Annotated in this window: 20 protein-coding genes and 6 tRNA genes; 24 read left to right on the top strand and 2 right to left on the bottom strand. The window is 53.6% G+C overall.

Annotated elements, in window-relative coordinates:
• The first annotated feature begins 14 nt into the window (after positions 1-14).
• The 19 genes from FVB43_RS01265 (at position 15) to luxS (ending at position 17433) form a co-directional block, all read left to right on the top strand.
• Entirely contained in the window at positions 15-2777 is a 2763-nt protein-coding gene (locus FVB43_RS01265) for a M16 family metallopeptidase (RefSeq protein ID WP_167863256.1), read from the top strand.
• Entirely contained in the window at positions 2774-4441 is a 1668-nt protein-coding gene (locus tag FVB43_RS01260; protein WP_167863255.1) for an ABC transporter ATP-binding protein/permease, read from the top strand. Before FVB43_RS01265 ends, FVB43_RS01260 begins: the two co-directional genes overlap by 4 nt.
• A gap of 141 nt (positions 4442-4582) precedes the next feature.
• Positions 4583-5662, top strand: coding sequence for a lytic murein transglycosylase B (mltB, locus tag FVB43_RS01255; RefSeq protein ID WP_133845999.1), 1080 nt, complete (start codon positions 4583-4585; stop codon positions 5660-5662).
• A gap of 97 nt (positions 5663-5759) precedes the next feature.
• Positions 5760-6533, top strand: a complete 774-nt coding sequence (gene tam, locus FVB43_RS01250) for a trans-aconitate 2-methyltransferase (RefSeq protein WP_167863254.1) — start codon at positions 5760-5762, stop codon at positions 6531-6533.
• Between the two features lie 103 nt (positions 6534-6636).
• Positions 6637-7131 (top strand): nicotinamide-nucleotide amidase, encoded by a 495-nt coding sequence (gene pncC, locus FVB43_RS01245; protein ID WP_167863253.1) that lies wholly within the window; start codon positions 6637-6639, stop codon positions 7129-7131.
• Between the two features lie 94 nt (positions 7132-7225).
• Positions 7226-8287, top strand: coding sequence for a recombinase RecA (recA, locus tag FVB43_RS01240; protein ID WP_133845996.1), 1062 nt, complete (start codon positions 7226-7228; stop codon positions 8285-8287).
• 211 nt (positions 8288-8498) lie between these two features.
• Positions 8499-9041 carry a regulatory protein RecX gene (locus tag FVB43_RS01235; RefSeq protein ID WP_133845995.1) on the top strand — a complete coding sequence of 181 codons (543 nt, stop codon included), beginning with the start codon at positions 8499-8501 and terminating at the stop codon, positions 9039-9041.
• A gap of 137 nt (positions 9042-9178) precedes the next feature.
• Positions 9179-11809 (top strand): alanine--tRNA ligase, encoded by a 2631-nt coding sequence (gene alaS, locus FVB43_RS01230; RefSeq protein WP_133845994.1) that lies wholly within the window; start codon positions 9179-9181, stop codon positions 11807-11809.
• Between the two features lie 248 nt (positions 11810-12057).
• Positions 12058-12243, top strand: a complete 186-nt coding sequence (gene csrA / locus FVB43_RS01225; RefSeq protein ID WP_004155916.1) for a carbon storage regulator CsrA — start codon at positions 12058-12060, stop codon at positions 12241-12243.
• Between the two features lie 360 nt (positions 12244-12603).
• A tRNA-Ser gene (locus tag FVB43_RS01220) sits at positions 12604-12696 on the top strand.
• A gap of 4 nt (positions 12697-12700) precedes the next feature.
• Positions 12701-12777, top strand: a tRNA-Arg gene (locus tag FVB43_RS01215).
• Between the two features lie 113 nt (positions 12778-12890).
• Positions 12891-12967 (top strand) — tRNA-Arg (locus tag FVB43_RS01210).
• A gap of 113 nt (positions 12968-13080) precedes the next feature.
• Positions 13081-13157, top strand: a tRNA-Arg gene (locus tag FVB43_RS01205).
• Positions 13158-13398: 241 nt separating this feature from the next.
• Positions 13399-13475 (top strand) — tRNA-Arg (locus FVB43_RS01200).
• A gap of 196 nt (positions 13476-13671) precedes the next feature.
• Positions 13672-13748 (top strand) — tRNA-Arg (locus tag FVB43_RS01195).
• Between the two features lie 376 nt (positions 13749-14124).
• Complete coding sequence (gene yqaB / locus FVB43_RS01190; protein ID WP_133845993.1) at positions 14125-14691, top strand: fructose-1-phosphate/6-phosphogluconate phosphatase; 567 nt, start codon at positions 14125-14127, stop codon at positions 14689-14691.
• A complete protein-coding gene (locus FVB43_RS01185; protein WP_167863252.1) occupies positions 14688-15116 on the top strand; it encodes a YqaA family protein in 429 nt (142 codons plus the stop codon). Before yqaB ends, FVB43_RS01185 begins: the two co-directional genes overlap by 4 nt.
• 31 nt (positions 15117-15147) lie before the next feature.
• On the top strand, positions 15148-16749 hold the full coding sequence (gene gshA, locus FVB43_RS01180) for a glutamate--cysteine ligase (protein WP_171149914.1): 1602 nt from the start codon (positions 15148-15150) through the stop codon (positions 16747-16749).
• Positions 16750-16917: 168 nt separating this feature from the next.
• Positions 16918-17433: an S-ribosylhomocysteine lyase gene (gene luxS / locus FVB43_RS01175; RefSeq protein ID WP_133845991.1), complete on the top strand. Its 516-nt coding sequence runs from the start codon at positions 16918-16920 to the stop codon at positions 17431-17433.
• Between the two features lie 47 nt (positions 17434-17480).
• Here luxS and FVB43_RS01170 read toward each other — a convergent pair whose 3' ends face one another.
• Positions 17481-18770 carry an HlyC/CorC family transporter gene (locus tag FVB43_RS01170; protein ID WP_159337964.1) on the bottom strand — a complete coding sequence of 430 codons (1290 nt, stop codon included), beginning with the start codon at positions 18768-18770 and terminating at the stop codon, positions 17481-17483.
• Between the two features lie 22 nt (positions 18771-18792).
• Positions 18793-19584: a cytochrome C assembly family protein gene (locus FVB43_RS01165; RefSeq protein ID WP_133845989.1), complete on the bottom strand. Its 792-nt coding sequence runs from the start codon at positions 19582-19584 to the stop codon at positions 18793-18795.
• Positions 19585-19749: 165 nt separating this feature from the next.
• Here FVB43_RS01165 and ffh point away from each other — a divergent pair, with 165 nt between their 5' ends.
• The 5 genes from ffh to rplS all read left to right on the top strand — a co-directional run bounded on the left by ffh (position 19750) and on the right by rplS (position 23270).
• A complete protein-coding gene (gene ffh, locus FVB43_RS01160) occupies positions 19750-21111 on the top strand; it encodes a signal recognition particle protein (protein ID WP_167863251.1) in 1362 nt (453 codons plus the stop codon).
• A gap of 136 nt (positions 21112-21247) precedes the next feature.
• Complete coding sequence (rpsP, locus tag FVB43_RS01155; RefSeq protein ID WP_004155935.1) at positions 21248-21496, top strand: 30S ribosomal protein S16; 249 nt, start codon at positions 21248-21250, stop codon at positions 21494-21496.
• A gap of 18 nt (positions 21497-21514) precedes the next feature.
• Positions 21515-22063 (top strand): ribosome maturation factor RimM, encoded by a 549-nt coding sequence (gene rimM / locus FVB43_RS01150; protein WP_133845987.1) that lies wholly within the window; start codon positions 21515-21517, stop codon positions 22061-22063.
• 35 nt (positions 22064-22098) lie between these two features.
• Positions 22099-22851 (top strand): tRNA (guanosine(37)-N1)-methyltransferase TrmD, encoded by a 753-nt coding sequence (gene trmD, locus FVB43_RS01145; protein ID WP_133845986.1) that lies wholly within the window; start codon positions 22099-22101, stop codon positions 22849-22851.
• Positions 22852-22919: 68 nt separating this feature from the next.
• A complete protein-coding gene (rplS, locus tag FVB43_RS01140; RefSeq protein WP_133845985.1) occupies positions 22920-23270 on the top strand; it encodes a 50S ribosomal protein L19 in 351 nt (116 codons plus the stop codon).
• Positions 23271-23304: the final 34 nt, after the last annotated feature.

The raw sequence follows: 23304 nt of genomic DNA, 5'->3' as shown, positions 1-23304 counted from the left end.
ACAGGAAAAATGCAATGAAGCAATCGCGTCAATTCAGCGGGCTGGTGGCACTCCTCAGCCTGCTCTTTTCTTTCAGCAGCGTGCGGGCGGCAGAGCCACTCAGCCCGCTGCCTCAGATCACTCAGGGCGTTCTGGATAACGGCCTGCGTTACACGCTGGTGCCGCTCAGTGGCCAGAAACAGCGGGTGGATGTGCGCCTGAGCGTCGACGTGGGGTCGATTGATGAGCAGGACGATCAGTCCGGCGTGGCGCATATGCTGGAACATATGGTGTTCCGTGCCAGCGCGGCTTACCCGCAGGGCGTGGCGACGCAGCTGCACCGGCAAGGCTGGGTGCGGGCGCAACACTATAATGCGATGACCAACTACGAACGCACGCTGTATATGATGAGCCCGCCGGGTGGTGCAAAGGATCTGAACAGCGCCTTTCAGGCATTGAGCCAGATGGTAGGCCATGCGCGCCTGACGCAGCGCGATCTTGATGACGAACGTCGCATCATTCTGGAAGAGTGGCGCGGCAAGTTGGGTGTGGCAACACGGATGAACCAACAGCGCGTGCAGGCTATTCGTCACGGTTCGCGCTACCCGGAACGTCCAACTATTGGCACTGAAGCCTCGATTCGGACAACGCCTGCCAGTACCCTTCAGCAGTTCTATCAGCGCTGGTATCACCCCGGCAATATGCGCCTGTTGATTATCGGTGATTTTGCACCGGCTGAGGTGGCCGCAGAAATACACCGGGCCTTCGCCACACTGCCTGCCGGCACTGTCCCGGCACGCGATTATTATGAGCCGCCGCTGAAACCGCAGTTAAAAGTGGTACGTCTGCAAGACAGCGAGAGCGGCAGCAGCCAGGTGTCTTTGGTGCTGCGTTTTAATCCCGGACAAACCACGCTGCGTGAGCGACTGACCAGCCAGATTGCGCTGTCAGCCTGGAGCCGCCAGATGCGCCGTCAGAAGTCTGATCTGCCGGTGGAGGTCAGCAGTCTGGTGGTGCGGAAATCCGATATCGGTAAAACGACCCAGGCGCTGGGCCTGTTTGCCGATGTGATGCCCGATGGTCATGCCGCCGCGCTGACGGTGCTACTGCGTGAGCAGGAGCGTATGCGGCGCTATGGCTTGAGTGATGTGGATATTGCGGCAGTGAAGCAGGATATCCGCGACGTCGCTCAGCGTATGGCGGGCAAAGAGGAGCAGCGCGAGTTTGCCGACTGGGTGCAGCAGATTGCGACCGTCTGGGCACAGGACAAGCCTTATACCGGCAGCCAGCAGCGCGGCCGTCAGGCGCTGATGCTGTTAGACAGCATTGATAATCAGCAGGTGAATGCACTGTTTCAGCGCTGGTTAAGTCTCCCGGACCGTCTGGTGCAGTTCAGCGTCCCAGGGCTGACGCCTTTCACTCTGCCGACGGTTCAGGCTGTTTTACGCCAGGAGCAGCAGTTGAAAAAGGCGCCACTGGCAGCGCCAGAACGCAGCGTGGATCAGACCGTGATGGTGTTGAACGCTGTTAAGGCGCGGGGGGCACGTACGGCGGTGAAAACCTGGCCCGCGCAGCAGGTGGAGCAGTGGACACTGAGCAACGGCGATCGCCTGGTCTGGCTGCGTACGCCGCTGGCAGGAGATAAGGTCTGGTTATCCGGCAGCAGTGTGGCTGGCTTCCGTTCACAGGGGCTGAACCCGTGGCAGGCGCAGCTGGCGGCACAGTTGGTGGGTCAAAGTGGCCCGCAGGGCTGGCAGAGTGAGCAGCTACAGGCGTGGAAACAGCAGCGATCGCTGTCACTGTCCGTTTCTCAGCAGGCTGAAGCATTGCAGTATTCCGGCCAGAGTTCGCGGAGTGAGCTGGAAAATCTGCTGGCGCTGAGCCATGCGCTGCAGGTTGAACCGGGTATTGATACCCGCATCATGAAAGACAATATGATGCGTCTGGCCCGTCAGCAAACAACGCAGAGACAAACGGTACAGGATAGCCGTGCACGACAGATCCGTCTGTTGCGCTATGGTCAGCCAGGGTGGCAGGCACCGGATGCACAAGCGTTAAAGCAACTGGAGTCCACCACCTTACTGCAGCAGTGGCACATCACGGCATCGGCCCCGGTCACCTGGTATTTACTGGCTGATATGCCATCTGAACAGCTATTGCCACTGGCAGAGCGTTATCTGGCTTCCATTCCGCGCGCGCCGATGAACGCCACCGCGCCTGAGTTGCCGCGTACAGGGCGTTTTGATGCCCACGTGGCGGTGAATATCGAACCCCGCGCCGAGGTCAAAGCCTGGAGCTTTACGCCCGTCAGCTGGTCGCCACAGGCCGCCGTGCAGGTGAGTATTGCGCGTAATCTGGCGAATCAGGCGCTGAAAAACAGCCTGCGTGACGATGCGCTGGGGATTTATCGCCTGCAAATGAACAGCGAGCTGTCGGACCTGCATCAGCGTATCGAAACGGAAGTGACATTTACCAGCTCCCCGCAGCGGGCGCAGGAGTTGTGGCAGCGGGCTGAACAGGTGCTTGCGCAGCTTCCAGAACAGATTACTCAGCAACAGGTGGATGAACAAAAACACCTCTTTATCCGTGCTGAAAATGCCCGTAAGCAGGATATCACCACGCTGCAACGCCGCCTGGAACTCAGTTATCGCCACTTCGACGATCCGCGTTATCTGAGCGACGTGGCACAGCTCGCCGACAGCATTACCCTGGCGGGCGTGCGTGAGGCCGCGGGTCACCTGTTGAGTGCCGATAACCGGGTGCTCCATATTTCTCTGCCGCAGCAGGGTAAACCATGAAGAGGGTTGCCGAACAATTCTGGGCGCTGTGTCGACCCTTCTGGGGTAACCGCCGCAGCTGGCAGGGCTGGCTGCTGATTGCCGTGATTGTGGCGATGGGGGGGACCATCGTCTGGCTTAACGTGCTGTTTAATAGCTGGACGAAAAGCTTTTATGACGCGCTGGGGGCGTATTACAGCGGCCTGCTCTGGTCGCTGATCAAAGATTACTTTGTCTATATCGCGATTTATATCGGGGTGTTTGTCTATCAGGACTGGTTTACTGAGCTACTGATTATTCGCTGGCGTACTGCGCTGACGTCAGAGCTGGTGGACAGCTGGCTGGCAAAGCGGGCGTTCTATCGTATGTCGCTCACCGGAAATACCGACAATCCCGATCAGCGTATTGCGCAGGATGTGGAGCTGTTTGTCGATAAAACCGTCAGTCTTACGGTCAATTTCCTCATCGTAGTGGCGCAGCTGTTCTCGTTTGTCATCATTCTCTGGCAGCTCTCCGGCGTGCAGCATTTCACGCTGTTGGGTCGCGAGTGGGTGATAAAAGGCTATCTGGTATGGGTGGTGCTGATTTATACGCTGGTGGGCAGCCTGGTGACGCATCTGATCGGGAAAAAATTGCACGGTCTGAACTACCATAAACAGAAGGCGGAAGCCGATTTCCGCGCCTCGCTGCTGCGTAAGCATGACCATGCTGAACAGATTGCACAGTATGGTGGTGAACAGCAGGAAAAACGCCACCTGACGCGTAATTTTATAGCCATTGTGCAGAACTGGCGCTCACTGATGAATGCTAAGCGTAACCTCGGTTTATTTACCACGGGCTATATGCGCATCAGCCTGATTGTCCCGGTATTTGCTGCTTTGCCTGTATTTCTCAGTAAAGCGGTGACGCTGGGCGGATTGATGCAAATACGCAGTGCCTTTGGTCAGGTACATAGTGGCCTGAGCTGGTTTATTCGTATGTACCATGAGCTGGCGCTGTTGTCGGCCAGTATGCAACGTCTTTCCCAGTTTCGGGCGGAAATCCAGGCGCACCAGACGCAGCAGGCACCGCCACCGACGGGGCCAGCGCTGAACGTCCGCGATCTCTCTTTGACTACGCCGCAGGGGCAGCCGCTGATGCGTAATGTGGTATTGCAGTGTGTACCCGGTAGCTGGAGCAAGCTCTCTGGTCGCAGCGGATTGGGCAAGTCGACGTTGTTGCGTACCCTGAACGGCTTGTGGCCTTATTACGATGGAGAGTGGCAGGCACAGGAAGGGCGCAGTTTGCTGCTGCCGCAGCAGAGCTATCTCGGGCAGGGGACGCTGGCGGAGATTCTCTGCTATCCGCAGCCACCGTTGCTGGATAGCGCATTCCTGAGGGATGTGTTGGACAAGGTCGGGTTGTCGGCCTGGTGTGACAAGCTGGCGGAGCAGCAGAACTGGGATCGGGTATTTTCCGGCGGTGAACGCCAGCGGCTGGCGTTTGCCCGTGCGCTGATTGCCCGGCCTGATACTCTGTATCTGGACGAGGCAACCAGCAGTCTCGATCAGGGGGCTGCCCGTCAACTGCTTACGCTTGTCCGCGCTGAACTGCCGGGGACAACGGTGGTGGCGATCACCCATCAGAACGAGCTGGATGATCTGTTTTCGCAGCACCAGGATCTCAGCGTCTTCCGCCAGGCGTGATCCTCTTTTCTCCTCTGCCTGCCCGGGCAGGGGAGATTTTCACACCAATCCCTTATCAGGTTTGGTAAATCCGCTTAACTCCTCCTCATCAATGCTTTACCATCTGTTTCTGACACTATTAAACGGCAATATGGATATCTAATGCGTTATCTGGTTTCGCTTCTCCCTGTCCTCGCATTACTCACCGCCTGTAGCAGCCAGCCGAAGACGGCCCCGGCTGAACCTCATGGCAATCCGTTTAAAGGCAACGGTGGATTCCTGCTGGAACCCTCCCACAGTGGGGCCGTATTGGGTGGCGATTTTGCCAATAACCAGGCTGCCAATGCATTTATCGACAAAATGGTGCGTAAGCACGGTTTTGAACGCGAGCAGCTGCACAACGTGCTGGCTCAGGCGAAGAATCTCGACTGGATTGTCCGCCTGATGGATCGTCAGGCGCCAACCCCCACGGCGCAGGGACCGACCGGGCCAAACGGCGCGTGGATGCGTTATCGCAGCAAATTTATTACCCCGGATAACGTGCAGAACGGCGTGGCATTCTGGAATCAGTATCAGGACGCCTTGCAGCGTGCAGAGCAGACCTATGGTGTGCCACCGGAAATCATTGTTGGCATTATCGGCGTGGAAACCCGTTGGGGCCGCGTGATGGGGAAAACACGTATTCTTGATGCTCTGGCAACGTTGTCCTTTAACTACCCGCGCCGAGCTGAATACTTCAGCGGTGAGCTGGAAACCTTCCTGCTGATGGCACGTGAAGAGGATGATGACCCGCTTGATCTGCGTGGCTCGTTTGCTGGCGCAATGGGCTACGGCCAGTTTATGCCTTCTGCGTTTAAGCAGTACGCGGTGGACTTCAACGGCGACGGGCATATTAACCTGTGGGACCCGGTTGATGCGATTGGCAGCGTGGCGCACTACTTCCAGGCGCACGGCTGGCTGACTAACGGTACCGTTGCCGTGGAGGCCAATGGTCAGGCGCCCGGTCTGGAAAGCGGGTTTAAAACCCGCTATACCGTGGCTAAACTGGCAGAAGCCGGGTTGTCACCGGTTATCCCTCTGGATAATAACCAGCAGGTCAGCCTGTTGAAATTCGATATGGGGACGCGTTACCAGTACTGGTACGGCTTGCCGAACTTCTATGCCATTACCCGTTATAACCACAGCAACCATTATGCGATGGCGGTGTGGCAACTGGGGCTTGCGGTGAAACAGGCGCGCTAAACACGGCTTAGTATTTTGACGCAATTTTGTTATTTATCGCAGTGGTAGCCAGGTCTACAGTAGACCTGACTGCCACTTCATCCCTGAGCGAGGAATAATGAAAGACTGGAACCCCGATCTTTATCGTCAGTTCGAAGCTGAACGCACGCGCCCGGCGCAGGAACTCCTCAACCGTATTCCCCTCTTATCCCCCGCTTATGTCACTGACCTCGGCTGCGGCCCGGGTAACAGCACTGAATTATTGCATCAGAACTGGCCTGAGGCTCAGGTGACGGGCCTTGACAGCTCACAGGCGATGCTCGATCAGGCGCAACGCCGTCTGCCGGACTGTAAGTTTACGCTAGCGGATATTCGCCACTGGCAGGCAACGCCGCCGCAGGATGTCATTTATGCCAATGCGTCACTTCAGTGGCTGACCGATCATCCGGTGTTGCTGCCTCATCTGGTGACTCAGCTTGCTCCTGGCGGGGTACTGGCCATACAGATGCCGGATAATCTTGACGAACCAAGCCATCGTCTGATGCGTCATGTGGCAGAACGTCCGGCCTGGCAGGCGAAAACGGACCCGCAGGCTGCGGCGCGTAAACGCCTGCTGTCGACCGATGACTATTATGATCTGCTGACCACAGCCGGTTGCCGTGTTGATCTCTGGCGCACCACTTACTATCACGTGATGCCGTCGCCACAGGCGATTATCGACTGGCTGCTTGCAACCGGATTACGTCCGTATCTCGCCGCGCTGGACGACGCGGAGCAGGCGTTATGGCTGGCAGACTACCATGCTGAGATCGCCCGCGCGTATCCGCCCCGGCAGGATGGCAATCTGCTGCTGGCCTTTCCGCGTTTGTTTCTGGTGGCGCAGAAAGTCTGATAGAAAGCCTGGAAGCCGCGCCGCAAAAACGGGTTTCGACGCCGCGTGAACCCGGGAAAAGTGCTACTCTCTGGCTCTTCATTATCAGGGAGCAGAGAGCACGATGACCGATAACGAATTAATCCAATTGAGTACCCGTGTTGGCGAGCGTTTGCTGGCACGCCATGCCAGTGTTACCACGGCTGAGTCCTGCACCGGGGGCTGGATTGCCAAAGTGCTGACGGATATTGCGGGCAGCTCAGCCTGGTTCCAGCGCGGTTTTGTGACCTACAGTAATGACGCCAAGCAACAGATGATCGGTGTGACGGAAGCCTCGCTGACGCAGTTCGGCGCGGTCAGTGAGCAGGTTGTGCAGGAAATGGCGCAGGGCGCGTTGCGTGAAGCCGGGGCGCAGTACGCTATCTCGGTCAGCGGGATCGCCGGGCCGGATGGCGGCAGTGACGAAAAACCTGTGGGTACCGTCTGGTTTGGCTTCGCTTCTGCCAGCGGTGAAGTGCTGACGCTGGTGCAGCGCTTTAGCGGCGACCGTGAGGCCGTTCGTCGCCAGGCAACAGCCTGGGCGCTCCAGACCTTGCACGATCATTTTCTCAAAAATTAAACTTGATACTGTATGACCATACAGTATAATCAGCGCATATTTTAGAGACGAAGCAGCATCTACGTGTGCTTTACCCGCATGATTAGGAGTAAAAATGGCTATCGACGAAAACAAGCAAAAAGCACTGGCAGCAGCGCTGGGCCAGATTGAAAAGCAATTTGGTAAAGGCTCCATCATGCGCCTGGGTGAAGACCGCACTATGGATGTGGAAACCATCTCTACCGGTTCTTTATCACTGGATATCGCGCTGGGGGCCGGCGGCCTGCCGATGGGCCGTATCGTCGAAATTTATGGTCCAGAATCTTCCGGTAAAACGACGCTGACCCTGCAGGTGATTGCTTCTGCGCAGCGTAAAGGTAAAACCTGTGCGTTTATCGATGCCGAGCACGCACTGGACCCGGTTTACGCCAAGAAATTGGGCGTGGATATCGACAACCTGCTGTGTTCTCAGCCGGATACCGGTGAGCAGGCGTTGGAAATCTGTGATGCGCTGGCACGTTCTGGTGCGGTTGATGTCATCATTGTCGATTCCGTGGCGGCACTGACGCCGAAAGCGGAAATTGAAGGTGAAATTGGCGACTCTCACATGGGCCTTGCGGCACGTATGATGAGCCAGGCGATGCGTAAGCTGGCCGGTAACCTGAAAAATTCGGGTACGCTGCTGATCTTCATCAACCAAATTCGTATGAAAATTGGTGTGATGTTCGGTAACCCGGAAACCACCACCGGCGGTAACGCTCTTAAATTCTACGCTTCTGTCCGTCTGGATATTCGCCGCATCGGCGCGATCAAAGAGGGCGATGAAGTGGTGGGCAGTGAGACCCGCGTTAAAGTGGTGAAAAACAAAATCGCAGCGCCATTCAAGCAGGCTGAATTCCAGATCTTGTACGGCGAAGGTATCAACGTCTTTGGTGAGCTGGTTGACCTCGGCGTGAAGCACAAGCTGATCGAAAAAGCGGGTGCCTGGTACAGCTACAACGGTGACAAAATTGGTCAGGGTAAGGCTAACTCGGGTAACTTCCTGAAAGAAAACCCGGCTATTGCTAACGAAATCGAAGCAAAGCTGCGTGAAATGCTGCTGAACAATCCGGATGCCAAGCCTGATTTTGTTCCTGCACCGCATGAAGCAGAAAATGAAGTCAACGAAGACCTCTGATTATCGGTAGGGGTCGATGAGATTCGGCCCGCTGTACCAGAAGGGAATCGCAAAAGCGGTTCCCTTTTTTCATTGTGTAACGACGGGTTCCACCCGAAACGTATAAACCCGCGACTTATCCTCCTCTTTCTGCGCATTTTCCTCGCAAGCACTGCCATCAGACGTTACCCTTGATCACCTGTTACATTGACTCAACGCTGTGTGGGGCACTATGTCAGAGACCACTGAACGAACCCGGCACGCGAAACTGCTGGAGCGGGCAATGCGTATTCTCGCAATGCGCGATCACAGTGAAGCAGAATTTCGCCGCAAGCTGGTTATTTCAAGCGAGCGCGCTGCCCAATTCGCTAAACAACAGGGCGAGAAACAGCAGGGTGCTAAACAAGAAACATCCCCAGAGCCGCTGGCCCCGGAAGAGATCGACCGTGTTGTCGAATGGTGCTACCAGCATAACTGGCTGGATGATACCCGCTTCGCTGAGCGTTATGTGGCAGGGCGAAGCCGTAAAGGTTACGGGCCGCAACGCATTCGTATGGAGTTGGGGCAGAAGGGGATTGATAAAACGCTGATCGATGAGACGCTGTTTGCCGCAGAAATTGACTGGCAAGCTCAGGCTTTTATGCTGGCTGAACGTAAGTTTGGTCTGCCCCTGCCATCTGAATGGAAGGAAAAAGCGAAAGTGCAGCGTTATCTGATGGCTAAAGGCTTCTTTATGGAAGATATCCGGTCAATTTTCGAGAATTTTGATCATTGACCGTCGATGGGATTTTACTTCCCCCTGAAGAAAATTTATCTTATTCACCACTTTTTGTTCGTGTGTCGTCGCTGGCGAAAGCAATACCGGCGTAGCAAGACCCACGAAACGTTCGTTAGCGTGATTCCAGGACAAATATGAGCAAGAGCACTGCGGAGATTCGTCAAGCGTTTCTCGACTTTTTCCAGAGCAAGGGACATCAGGTTGTAGCCAGTAGCTCCCTCGTCCCGAACAATGACCCGACGCTGTTATTCACTAACGCCGGGATGAACCAGTTTAAAGACGTTTTCCTTGGTCAGGATAAGCGCAACTACTCCCGGGCGACGACCTCGCAGCGCTGCGTGCGCGCCGGTGGTAAACACAACGACCTTGAAAACGTAGGTTACACCGCCCGTCACCATACTTTCTTCGAAATGTTGGGTAACTTCAGCTTTGGCGATTACTTCAAAAAAGAAGCGATTGCCTTTGCATGGGAGTTGCTGACCAGCCCCGAGTGGTTCGGTCTGCCTAAAGAGAAACTGTGGGTGACCGTGTACGAAACCGATGACGAAGCTTACGGCATCTGGGAAAACGAGATCGGTGTACCACGTGAGCGTATTATCCGTATCGGTGACAACAAAGGTGGCGCCTACGCCTCTGATAACTTCTGGCAAATGGGCGATACCGGTCCATGCGGCCCGTGCTCTGAGATCTTCTTCGACCACGGCGATCACATCTGGGGTGGCCCTCCGGGTAGCCCGGAAGAAGATGGCGATCGTTACATTGAGATCTGGAACATCGTCTTTATGCAGTTCAACCGTCAGTCTGACGGCACGATGCTGCCACTGCCGAAACCTTCCGTGGATACCGGCATGGGCCTGGAACGTATCAGCGCGGTCCTGCAACATGTGAACTCCAACTATGAAATCGATCTGTTTGCACAGCTGATCCAATCAGTTGCACAAGAGACTGGAGCCACCGATCTGGGGAATAAATCCCTGCGCGTGATCGCTGACCATATTCGTTCCTGTGCGTTCCTGATCGCTGATGGTGTCATCCCGTCCAGTGAAAACCGGGGTTATGTGCTGCGTCGTATCATTCGTCGCGCAGTACGTCATGGCAACATGCTGGGTGCAGAAGGGACATTCTTCTACAAGCTGGTGGCTCCGCTGATCGCCGTGATGGGTGCGGCTGGCGAAGAGTTGAAAAATCAGCAGTCGCTGGTTGAGAAAATCCTTAAAACGGAAGAAGAGCAGTTTGCGAAAACGCTGGAACGCGGTCTGGCTTTACTGGATGAAGAGCTGGAAAACCTGGAGGGTGATACGCTGGACGGTGAAACCGTCTTCCGTCTGTACGACACCTTCGGTTTCCCGGCTGACCTCACTGCCGATGTGTGCCGTGAGCGTAACCTGAAAATTGATGAAGCCGGCTTTGAACAGGCGATGGAGCAGCAGCGTCAACGTGCACGCAGTGGCAGTGGTTTCGGGACGGACTACAACAACGTTATCCGTATCGAGCAGGCGTCAGCTTTTAAAGGCTACGAGCAGTTAGCGCTGAATGCGGCGGTGACCGCCATTTTCGTTGACGGACAGGCGGCGGATGAAATCCGTGCCGGTCAGGAAGGGGTGATCGTTCTTGACGAAACACCATTCTATGGTGAATCCGGTGGTCAGGTAGGTGATACCGGTGAGCTGAAAAGCGAAAAGGGTGCCACGTTCACGGTTAACGACACACAGAAATACGCACAAGCGATCGGTCATATCGGTAAACTGGCTTCCGGCCAACTGCGTGTAGGCGACCGCATTGCGGCTCAGGTCAATGAAACTCGTCGTGCACGCATTCGCCTTAACCACTCGGCAACGCACCTGCTGCATGCTGCGTTGCGCCAGGTTCTGGGCGACCATGTCGCGCAGAAAGGCTCTCTGGTTAACGATAAGTACCTGCGTTTTGACTTCTCGCATTTCGAAGCGATGAAGCCGGTTGAAATTCGTCAGGTCGAAGAGATCGTCAACGCCCAGATCCGTCGTAACCTGCCGATTGATACCAACATCATGGAACTCGAAGCGGCGAAAGCACACGGTGCGATGGCGTTGTTTGGTGAGAAGTATGATGATCATGTGCGTGTGGTTGGCATGGGCGACTTCTCTACCGAGTTGTGTGGTGGTGTTCACGCCAGCCGTACCGGTGATATCGGTCTGTTCCGTATTACGTCAGAGTCGGGCACTGCTGCAGGCGTACGCCGTATTGAAGCCGTGACCGGTGAAGGCGCACTGGCGCAGGTTTACAGCCAGAATGAGCAGTTGCTTGATATTGCTCACCTGGTGAAAGCCAATAACAGTAATTTGAATGAAAAAGTTCGCGCGCTGATTGACCATGCACGCGGGCTGGAAAAAGAGTTGCAGCAGTTGAAAGATCAACAAGCTGCGCAAGAAAGTGCCTCACTGAGCAGTAAAGCTATTGCGTTGAAGGGCACCAGGCTGCTGGTCAGCGAACTGAGCAACGTTGAGCCTAAGATGCTGCGTACGATGGTCGATGACCTGAAAAACCAGCTTGGCTCTGCGGTTATCGTGCTGGCAACCGTCGCTGATGGCAAAGTATCCCTGATTGCCGGGGTGACTAAAGACCTGACCGATCGCGTAAAAGCGGGCGAACTGGTGGGCGAGTTGGCTCAGCGGGTCGGTGGTAAGGGTGGCGGTCGACCGGATATGGCTCAGGCCGGCGGTACAGATGCGCAGGCGCTGCCTGCGGCTCTGGCTGGCGTTGAGGCATGGGTGGCTGCAAAACTGTAACACTATAAAAATGTATCGTGGAGAAGCGCTCAGGCCCCTCTGGGATGGGCGTTTGTTCAAGCGATACGCCCCTGTAATCATAAAGTCAGGTTGATGATCTGGTTTTCGGCTAAACTAAGTATCAGCAGAATGTATTGGCAGACAGGTGCGCTATTGGTGTATTTGTCATAATCTACATTTAGCGTTATACGATGGATAATGCCGGGAAGCACGTAACCCGACTCTTTTAATCTTTCAAGGAGCAAAGAATGCTTATTCTAACTCGTCGAGTTGGTGAAACCCTCATGATCGGTGATGAGGTGACTGTAACTGTGCTGGGAGTCAAAGGTAACCAGGTACGTATTGGTGTGAACGCCCCTAAAGAAGTTTCGGTGCATCGTGAAGAGATCTATCAGCGCATCCAGGCCGAAAAGACTCAGCAAACAAGTTACTAACGGATCCAGCGCCTCGCTCCCAGTAGCGAGGCGCTACCGGTTTTCGCCCCCCTTTATCTATCTCCTGTTAGCTTTTTCCCCATTTATCCCCCATTTGCATCATTCTTTTGCCAGAATTTTTCTGCTGTGCTCATTTTCGTCGTCGTTGTTTCACCTGAAATTCGCGGTATTCTTTGTTGATAAATCACTCTTTTTGTCGTCAAAGTGGTCGACTTGCGTGGCTTTTGTGCAATCAGACGCGAGTGATGAAAAAAGGGGGAGAAATTGTTTGACTTACAACGCCCAGAAAGTAATATGTGCGCCACGCAGTGCCGATGAGCAGATACAACGTTCTGAAGCACAACTCGAAAGAGTGCTAGTGGTGAGGTGGCCGAGAGGCTGAAGGCGCTCCCCTGCTAAGGGAGTATGCGGTCAAAAGCTGCATCCGGGGTTCGAATCCCCGCCTCACCGCCATTTTGCATCCATAGCTCAGCTGGATAGAGTACTCGGCTACGAACCGAGCGGTCGGAGGTTCGAATCCTCCTGGATGCACCATATTCTTTAAGGCTGCTTAGTGCGGCTTTAATTTTGGGTAGTACCGATGCAGCGTTAGCAGCCCTGCGTCATGGTGAGTAGTCAGCACCCTGCGTTATACAAGAATTAGCAATGCATCCATAGCTCAGCTGGATAGAGTACTCGGCTACGAACCGAGCGGTCGGAGGTTCGAATCCTCCTGGATGCACCATATTCTTTAAGGCTGCTTAGTGCGGCTTTAATTTTGGGTAGTACCGATGCAGCGTTAGCAGCCCTGCGTCATGGTGAGTAGTCAGCACCCTGCGTTATACAAGAATTAGCAATGCATCCATAGCTCAGCTGGATAGAGTACTCGGCTACGAACCGAGCGGTCGGAGGTTCGAATCCTCCTGGATGCACCATATTTAGTAAGAGTGGGAAGCACCTCTGTACTGGCATGTTGTAGAGCAGTAAACGCCAGCACAAAGCAGGATAACGTCGCTTGCGACGGCCCGTCAGGGTGAGGCGAAGCCGAATAATCCTCCTGGATGCACCATTCTCAACGAGTGGTCGTGATTTTCTTCAGTATCTCCTCAGGTTTGTCGCTTTACCTCCCCCAATAGCGTTACCGTGCAGAGTAAACTACTGCATAGCTTTACCAATGCATCCATAGCTCAGCTGGATAGAGTACTCGGCTACGAACCGAGCGGTCGGAGGTTCGAATCCTCCTGGATGCACCATATTTTAGTAAGAGTGGGAAGCACCTCTGTACTGGCATGTTGTAGAGCAGTAAACGCCAGCACAAAGCAGGATAACGTCGCTTGCGACGGCCCGTCAGGGTGAGGCGAAGCCGAATCATCCTCCTGAATGCACCCTATTTTGTATGAATGGGAAGCACTCTATTCTTCACTACACAGCGTCATACGTTTTACCAATGCATCCATAGCTCAGCTGGATAGAGTACTCGGCTACGAACCGAGCGGTCGGAGGTTCGAATCCTCCTGGATGCACCATATTTAGTAAGAGTGGGAAGCACCTCTGTACTGGCATGTTGTAGAGCAGTGAACGCCAGCACAAAGGAGGATAACGTCGCTTGCAACGGCCCGTCAGGGTAAGGCGAAGCCGAATCCATCCTCTTGGATGCACCATCTTTTACAAGATTAAAAGCCCCTTTGTACGGGTAACACCATTACTCCTTTCTGCACTTTTCTCAAAATCCTTCTTACGAATTACTCACTTAACTCAAATTAACCTGCGCTTTATCTCACGCATTTATCTGATAATCAAAATCCCTATATTTTTCAAAGCATTTGCTGATCCATGCCAACAGCGACAACGAGGGTGCTTTTACGCTAAAGTAATCGTTCCGTTATCAGAATGGATGCGAGAATGTACGATGCTTATGACGGCCTGATATTCGATATGGATGGCACCATCCTCGATACCGAGCCAACACACCGTAAAGCCTGGCATCAGGTGCTGGGGCAATATGGCATGACCTTCGATGAAACGGCCATCATTGGCCTGAACGGTTCGCCAACCTGGCACATTGCGCAGGTGATCATTGCCAGCCAGCAAAGCGATCTTGATCCTTACCGGTTGGCCGAAGAAAAGACGGCATTACTGAAAACGATGCTGTTCGACAGCGTACAGCCATTACCGCTCATTGATGTGGTGAAGGCCTATAAAGGGCGCCGTCCAATGGCGGTAGGCACCGGCAGTGAGCATGCAATGGCGGTGGGACTGTTACAGCATCTGGGGCTACTGAATCACTTTGATGCCATTGTCGGAGCAGATGATGTTAAACGCCATAAGCCAGAACCTGATACATTTCTGCGTTGCGCTGAATTGATCGGCGTACCCGCTGCACGCTGTGTGGTGTTTGAAGACGCTGATTTTGGTATACAGGCGGCACGTGCGGCAGGTATGGATGCGGTGGATGTCCGTCTGCTGTGAGTGAATGGTTAGCTTACGGTTCGATGTTTGCCAGTAGCTTTTTGAGCGCCACGTTATTGCCGGGGAGTTCTGAAGCGTTACTGGTGGGGTTACTGCTGGCGGGGAAGGTTTCTGTCACGGCATTGATCCTGATTGCCGCACTGGGAAATACTCTGGGTGGTTTAACCAACATCGTTATGGGTCGCCTGCTTCCATTAAAAAGTCAGGGGCGATGGCACAACACAGCAACGGCGTGGCTGCACCAAATGGGGCCTGCTGCGCTGCTTTTTAGCTGGTTACCAGTGATTGGTGATCTGCTATGCGTTCTTGCTGGCTGGCTACGTTTCGCCTGGCTGCCGATGGTGATATGTCTCGCTATCGGTAAGACCCTGCGTTATCTGGTGCTGGCAGCCGCAACACTACAGGGCATGGAATGGTGGCATTGATTCGCTTTAAGGCGGCGCTACGGTTAACATTATGCTGAACAATAATAAATTTTTCTCTGAGCGGGAGGTCAATTTGATCCCGGACGTATCACAGGCGCTTTCCTGGCTGGAAGCTCATCCTGACGCACTTAAAGGTATTGGTCGCGGCATTGAGCGCGAAACGCTGCGCGTCAGGCCGGATGGCCATCTTGCCACTACCGGACACCCAGCTTCTCTTGGTTCAGCTTTAACACATAAGTGGATTACCACTGACTTTGCCGAAGCATTATTAGAATTTATCACGCCGGTCCATCAGGATATTGATCATCTGCTGGCATTCTTGCGGGATATCCATCGCCATGTCGCCCGTGAGTTAGGCGAAGAACGTATGTGGCCGATGAGCATGCCATGCATGATCGCTCCCGATCAGGATATCGAGCTGGCGCAGTATGGTCGTTCGAATATTGGCCAGATGAAAACACTGTATCGCCAGGGTCTCAAAAACCGTTACGGCGCGCTGATGCAGATTATCTCTGGCGTGCATTATAACTTCTCACTGCCGCTCTCCTTCTGGCAGGAGTGGGCTGGGGTGAAGGATGCTGAAAGCGGAAAAGAGGCTATCTCTGATGGCTATCTGCGCCTGATCCGTAACTATTATCGCTTTGGCTGGGTGATCCCGTATCTGTTCGGTGCTTCACCGGCGATCTGTTCCTCATTCCTGCAAGGTAAAGAGAGCGCACTGCCGTTTGATCGCAGTGATAAGGGAATGCTGTCACTGCCGTATGCGACTTCCCTGCGTCTGAGCGATCTGGGCTATACCAATAAATCCCAGAGTAATCTTGGCATCACCTTCAACAATCTTCCGGACTACATTACTGGTCTGAAAGCGGCGATTAAAACACCGTCGGAAGAGTTTGCTGCGATGGGGGTGAAAGATGAAAACGGTGACTGGTTACAGCTGAATACCAACGTATTGCAGATTGAAAACGAGCTGTACGCGCCGATCCGACCAAAGCGTGTGACACGTTCTGGCGAGGCACCTTCGGATGCACTGCAGCGCGGTGGGATTGAATATATCGAAGTCCGCTCACTGGACATTAATCCCTTCTCACCGATTGGTGTGGATGCGAACCAGGTGCGGTTCCTCGATTTGTTCCTGGTCTGGTGTACGCTGGCCGATGCGCCTGAGATGAACAGCGCTGAGCTTGCCTGCACACGTAAAAACTGGAATCGAGTGATCCTTGAAGGGCGCAAACCCGGTCAGACGATCAGCATGGGATGCGAAGAGTCGCAGCATTTGCTGGTTGATGTGGGCAAGGCATTGTTCAGCGATCTCCGTCGCGTGGCGGAAACGCTCGACAGTCAGAGTGACGAACATCATTACCAGGAAGTTTGTGACCGACTGGTGGCATCATTCGACGATCCCGATCTGACCTATTCCGCGCGATTCCTGGATATTTTAAAAGAGAACGGTATCGCGGGTGCCGGGCTGGCCCTGGCCGAGCAGTATCGTGCTCAGTTAAGCGAAGAGTCACTGGAAGTGCTGACCGAACAGCAGTTTAGCGATGAAGCGCAACGCTCGCAGGATAGTCAGCAGGACATTGAAGAAAGTGATACGCTTGACCTTGAAACCTTTTTGAAAGGTAAGAGCTAAGCGATACAAAAGAAAAAGGCCACATAACTGTGGCCAAAATTCGCATCTCTGTTGTTGTCAGGGATGAGATGGATGATAACAAATGCGCGTCTTTCATATATTCAGACGCGCAGCGTTCGAGAAAGTTTCATCAGTTCAAAAATAAATTCATTTGTTGAGGTAACAAGTATGCCATTGCTGGATAGCTTTACCGTCGATCACACCATCATGGCCGCTCCTGCTGTACGCGTAGCTAAAACCATGAACACGCCTGCTGGCGACACCATCACGGTTTTCGATCTGCGTTTCTGCCGACCGAATATCGAGATTTTGACCGAACGCGGTATCCACACGCTGGAGCACCTTTTTGCCGGCTTCATGCGCGATCACCTGAACGGTGACGGTGTGGAAATCATTGATATTTCGCCAATGGGTTGCCGTACGGGCTTCTACATGAGCCTGATTGGCACGCCGGACGAGCAGCGTGTAGCAAAAGCATGGAAAGCCGCGATGGCTGATGTGCTGAAAGTGAAAAACCAGAGTGATATCCCTGAACTGAATATTTATCAGTGCGGGACCTGTGAAATGCACTCACTGGATGAAGCGCAGGACATCGCGCGTAACATCCTCGACAACGACATTCGCGTTAACCGTAACGATGAACTGGCGCTGCCGAAAGAAAAACTGAAAGAACTGCATATCTAAATCGTAGGGGCGAAGCATGCTTCGCCCGGGTCAGGCATGCCTGACCCCTACGACGATCCCACCGACTCCTTTAGCGACGTTTGCGGTGTAATCCGTACCTGCTTAATCATATTGTCCTGCACATCAAGAATGTCGACGGCATAATGGCCAATTTGTACCGTGGTATTGGCGAGCGGAATATCCTGCAATGCCTCAAGGATCATGCCGTTAACGGTGCGCGCTTCGACTTCCGGCAGTGTCCAGTTAAAGGCTTTATTGAGCTCGCGTATGTTTGCGCTGCCCTCAATCAATACCGAACCATCATTCTGTGGTACCACTTCTTCGGCCAGCGTCGGGGACATGGACGTGGTGAAGTCGCCGACAATCTCTTCCAGAATATCTTCGATGGTCACCAGACCTTTAATATCGCCGTACTCATCGACGACCAGCCCGACCTTCTTCTTATTCCGCTGGAACTTGACCAGCTGTACGTTGAGCGGTGTTCCTTCTGGCACATAGTAAATTTCATCCGCGGCGCGCAGCATCACCTCTTTGGTGAACTCTTTCTTCTCGGTCATCAGACGATAAGCTTCGCGCACACGCAGCATGCTCATGGCATTGTCGAGGGTGTCGCGATACAGGACGATACGGCCGTGGGGTGAGTGAGTCAGCTGGCGTACGATCGATTTCCAGTCGTCGTTAATATTGATACCGACAATTTCGTTACGCGGCACCATGATGTCATCGACATTCACTTTTTCAAGATCGAGGACGGACAGCAGCATATCCTGATTGCGGCGTGACATCAGTGAACGCGATTCGTACACGATGGTACGCAATTCGTCTTTGCTCAAAGCCGCACTGATTGCGCCATCGCTCTTCATTCCCACCAGACGCATCAGCATGCGGGTAATGGTGTTCAGCAGCCATACCAGCGGCATCATAACAATCTGCAAGGGGCCGAGCAGCACGCTGCTGGGGAAGGCCACTTTTTCCGGATAGAGCGCTGCGATGGTTTTTGGCAAGATTTCAGCAAAAACCAGAACAAGAAAGGTCAGAATGCCGGTGGCAATCGCCACACCCGCATCGCCATACAAACGCATGCCGACAATGGTTCCCAGCGCAGAGGCCAGAATGTTGACCAGGTTATTGCCGATCAGCACCAGGCTGATCAGTCGGTCAGGACGACGCAGTAATTTTTCGACACGACGTGCGGCACGGTTACCATTTTTAGCCTGATGACGCAGCTTGTAGCGGTTGAGTGTCATCATGCCGGTTTCGGAACCGGAAAAGTACGCCGACACCAAAATCATAATAACCAGCGTGATGATCAGGGTCGTGGTTGAAACGTGTTCCAAGGGAAATCCTTGTGGTGGTCAATCAGGAGGTTAGGAAGTGCTGCAGCATGCGGCTACCGAAATAAGCCATGGTCAGTAAAAATGCGCCTCCGCAGTTGAACCATACGACACGGCGACCGCGCCAGCCTTCGTGATAATGGCCCCACAGCAGGACGATATAGAGGAACCAGGCCAGGATAGACAGCACGGCTTTATCGATATTTTCACGGCTGAACAGATCTTGCAGATAGAACAATCCGGTACAGAGTACCAGCGTTAACAGCACCACGCCGATCTGGGTGATATGAAACATTTTACGTTCGATGGTCATCAGCGGAGGGATATCGTTGCTGAAGGCCAGCTTCTTGTTCTTCAGTAGCCAGTCAATCCAGGCCAGCTGTAATGCATACAGTGCGGCAATAATTAGTGTGGCATAGGCGAAAAGTGCCAGCCCGATGTGCACCATCATGCCCGGCGTGGTTTCCAGGTGGGTAATAAAGGCGTTAGGCACAAATGTGGCAAATGCCAGGTTGATCAGCGCAAAGCTGTAAACAATCGGCAGCAAAATCCAGCCACGGTTGCGGGAGGCAACAATCGTCATAATCGCACAGATCAACAGGCTCACCAGCGAACCAATGTTCAGCAGGCTGAGGTTCTGCCCGCCATCTGGTCCGAAAATACGCTGCTCCAGCGCCACGGCATGGCAAACCAGGGCGGCGATGGCAGAAAGCACTGCCAGACGACGCCAGGTGCTGTTTTTACGCAACAGGCTGGGAACGATCAGTGCAAGGCTGAATGAGTAGGCGAGTAGCGCCAGAATCGCAATTACAGACATAGAATTCGTCAGGTATCGGCCAGAGAAGAAAAAAGTCAGTATAGCGCCAGCGGCTGCTGGCTCCAAACGATCTCATCGCATATGGCTGAGATCCCAGCGCCTCTATGTTATAATCCGCGCCATTGTGTCGCCGAGGCGGCCTCTCATTACGTTGAGCGAGAGACGATGTTTGATAATTTAACCGACAGACTGTCGCAGACCCTGCGCAATATCAGCGGCCGCGGGCGGCTGACTGAAGATAATATTAAAGACACGCTGCGCGAAGTGCGCATGGCGTTGCTGGAAGCTGACGTCGCGCTGCCGGTCGTCCGTGACTTTATCGGACGCGTCAAAGAGCGCGCCGTCGGTCATGAAGTGAACAAAAGCCTGACCCCGGGCCAGGAGTTCGTTAAGATCGTTAAAAACGAACTGGTTGCTGCCATGGGGGAAGAGAACAACACTCTGAACCTGGCTGCTCAGCCACCTGCTGTGGTACTGATGGCGGGCTTGCAGGGTGCGGGTAAAACCACCAGCGTCGGTAAGCTGGGTAAGTTCCTGCGTGAAAAGCACAAGAAAAAAGTACTGGTGGTGTCTGCTGACGTTTATCGCCCTGCGGCGATTAAACAGTTGGAAACACTGGCAGAGCAGGTCGGCGTTGATTTCTGCCCGTCAGACCTCAGTCAGAAACCGGTCGATATCGTTACCAGCGCGCTGCAACAGGCGAAGCTGAAATTCTACGATGTGCTGCTGGTGGATACCGCAGGTCGCTTGCACGTTGATGAAGCGATGATGGATGAGATCAAACAGATTCACGCCGCGATTAATCCGGTTGAAACACTGTTTGTGGTCGATGCGATGACCGGCCAGGATGCCGCCAACACCGCGAAAGCGTTCAACGAAGCCTTACCATTGACGGGTGTGGTACTAACGAAAGTCGACGGTGATGCCCGCGGTGGTGCTGCGCTGTCGATTCGTCATATTACCGGTAAGCCGATTAAATTTATGGGCGTCGGTGAGAAAACCGAAGCCCTGGAACCGTTCTACCCGGATCGTATTGCCTCTCGTATTCTCGGTATGGGCGACATGTTGTCGCTGATCGAAGATATTGAAAGCAAAGTAGACCGTGCGCAGGCAGAAAAACTGGCCAGTAAGCTGAAGAAGGGGGATGGTTTCGACCTGAACGACTTCCTCGACCAGTTGAAGCAGATGCGCAACATGGGCGGTATGGCGAGCCTGATGGGCAAGCTGCCGGGCATGGGCCAACTGCCAGATAATGTTAAATCGCAGATGGACGACAAAGTGCTGGTGCGCATGGAAGCGATGATTAATTCAATGACACGCAAAGAGCGTGAAAAACCTGAGATTATCAAAGGCTCCCGTAAGCGCCGCATTGCCACCGGTTCAGGTATGCAGGTGCAGGACGTTAACCGCTTATTGAAGCAGTTCGACGACATGCAGCGCATGATGAAGAAGATGAAGAAGGGCGGTATGGCGAAGATGATGCGCGGCATGAAAGGTATGATGCCGCCGGGCTTCTCTGGCCGCTAAGTCAGCCAGAAAATGACTCAGGCGAATTAGATTGCTTTTTGCGCCAAAATGAGTAAAATTTTCGGGCTTTTTATATTGCATCCGGGCCCCGTTCCCTCAATGGGGCCCGGCTGTTTTATTAACTAAAGAGGATGTTATGGTAACAATTCGTTTGGCACGTCACGGCGCTAAAAAGCGTCCGTTTTATCAGGTAGTCGTAACCGACAGCCGTAATGCTCGCAACGGTCGCTTCATTGAGCGCGTTGGTTTCTTCAACCCGATCGCTTCAGGTCAGGCTGAACCACTGCGTCTGGATCTGGACCGCATTGAGCACTGGGTTGGCCAGGGCGCTACTCTGTCTGATCGCGTTAACGCGCTGATCAAACAAGCTAAGAAAGCAGCTTAATCTGTCACGGTGGTCAACATGAGCAAGCAACTCACCGCCCAGCCTCCCGCTAACCCGTTAATTCTGGGGAAGATGGGCTCGGCCTACGGTATTCGTGGTTGGCTCAAAGTGTTTTCCTCCACCGAAGACGCCGAAAGCATTTTTGACTATCAGCCGTGGTTTATCCAGCGGGCGGGTCAATGGCAGCTTGTCGAGCTGGAAGGCTGGAAGCGCCACAATCAGGACATGATCATCAAAGTCAAAGGCATTGACGATCGTGATGCCGCGGGCCTACTGACCAATTGCGAAATTGTCGTGGACTCAGAGCAACTGCCAGAGCTGGATAACGGCGACTACTACTGGAAAGACCTTATGGGCTGCCAGGTGGTCACGACTGAAGGCTACGAGCTGGGTAAAGTCATCGATATGATGGAAACCGGTTCGAACGACGTTATCGTCGTTAAGGCAAACCTGAAGGATGCATTCGGTGCGCAGGAGCGGTTAATTCCGTTCCTCGATGAACAGGTTATCAAGAATGTCGATCTCACTACTCGTGTTATCACGGTAGATTGGGATCCTGGTTTTTGAGCTCCGAACAAAACGGTAATACTCCGGCGCAAAGTATGTGGATTGGTGTAATCAGCCTGTTTCCTGAAATGTTTCGCGCAATTACCGATTACGGAGTAACTGGCCGGGCAGTAAAAAATGGCCTGCTCAGCATTCAGAGCTGGAGTCCTCGTGACTTCGCTCATGATCGGCATCGCACCGTGGACGAACGTCCATACGGCGGCGGTCCGGGAATGCTAATGATGGTTCAACCTTTACGGGATGCCATCCACGCAGCAAAAGCGGCGGCAGGAGAAGGCGCTAAGGTGATTTATCTGTCACCTCAGGGGCGTAAACTCGATCAAGATGGGGTTTGCGAGCTGGCGACCAACCAGAAATTAATTCTGGTCTGTGGTCGCTACGAAGGGATTGATGAGCGCGTGATTAAAACCGAAATCGATGAAGAATGGTCGATTGGGGATTACGTACTCAGTGGTGGCGAGCTGCCAGCAATGACGCTGATTGACTCGGTTTCCCGGTTTATTCCGGGGGTACTGGGAAAACAGGCGTCAGCCGAGGAAGATTCGTTTTCCGATGGTTTGCTGGATTGCCCACACTATACCCGGCCTGAGGTGTTAGAAGGGATGGAGGTTCCGCCAGTTTTACTGTCGGGCAACCATGCTGATATTCGCCGGTGGCGCCTGAAACAGTCGCTGGGCCGTACCTGGCTTAGAAGACCTGAACTTCTGGAAAACCTGGCTCTGACTGAAGAGCAAGCAAAGTTGCTGGCTGAGTTCCAACGGGAACACACCCAGGCAACAAAACGATGATACGGTTGAACGGGCATAGCGCTTAGTTCGCCTTAACTATCAGTTTACCCAGGATAAGAGATTTAATTATGAGCAACATTATTAAGCAGATCGAACAAGAACAGATGAAACAGGACGTACCTTCATTCCGTCCGGGTGATTCCGTGGAAGTGAAAGTATGGGTCGTTGAAGGTGCTAAAAAGCGTCTGCAGGCATTCGAGGGCGTGGTTATCGCTATTCGTAACCGCGGTCTGCATTCTGCATTCACTGTTCGCAAAATTTCTAACGGCGAAGGCGTTGAGCGTGTATTCCAGACTCACTCCCCAGTAATCGACTCGATTGCTGTGAAACGTCGTGGTGCTGTACGTAAAGCCAAACTGTACTACCTGCGTGAGCGTACTGGTAAGTCTGCACGTATCAAAGAACGTCTGGGCGCTTAAGCGACATCTGATAGTTAATAGCAATAAAGGGGCT

This window comes from Erwinia rhapontici, assembly GCF_012271765.1.
Lineage (GTDB): Bacteria > Pseudomonadota > Gammaproteobacteria > Enterobacterales > Enterobacteriaceae > Erwinia > Erwinia rhapontici.
Note: the sequence above shows the minus strand (reverse complement) of the source record. Positions and strands in the feature narration are given on the sequence as shown.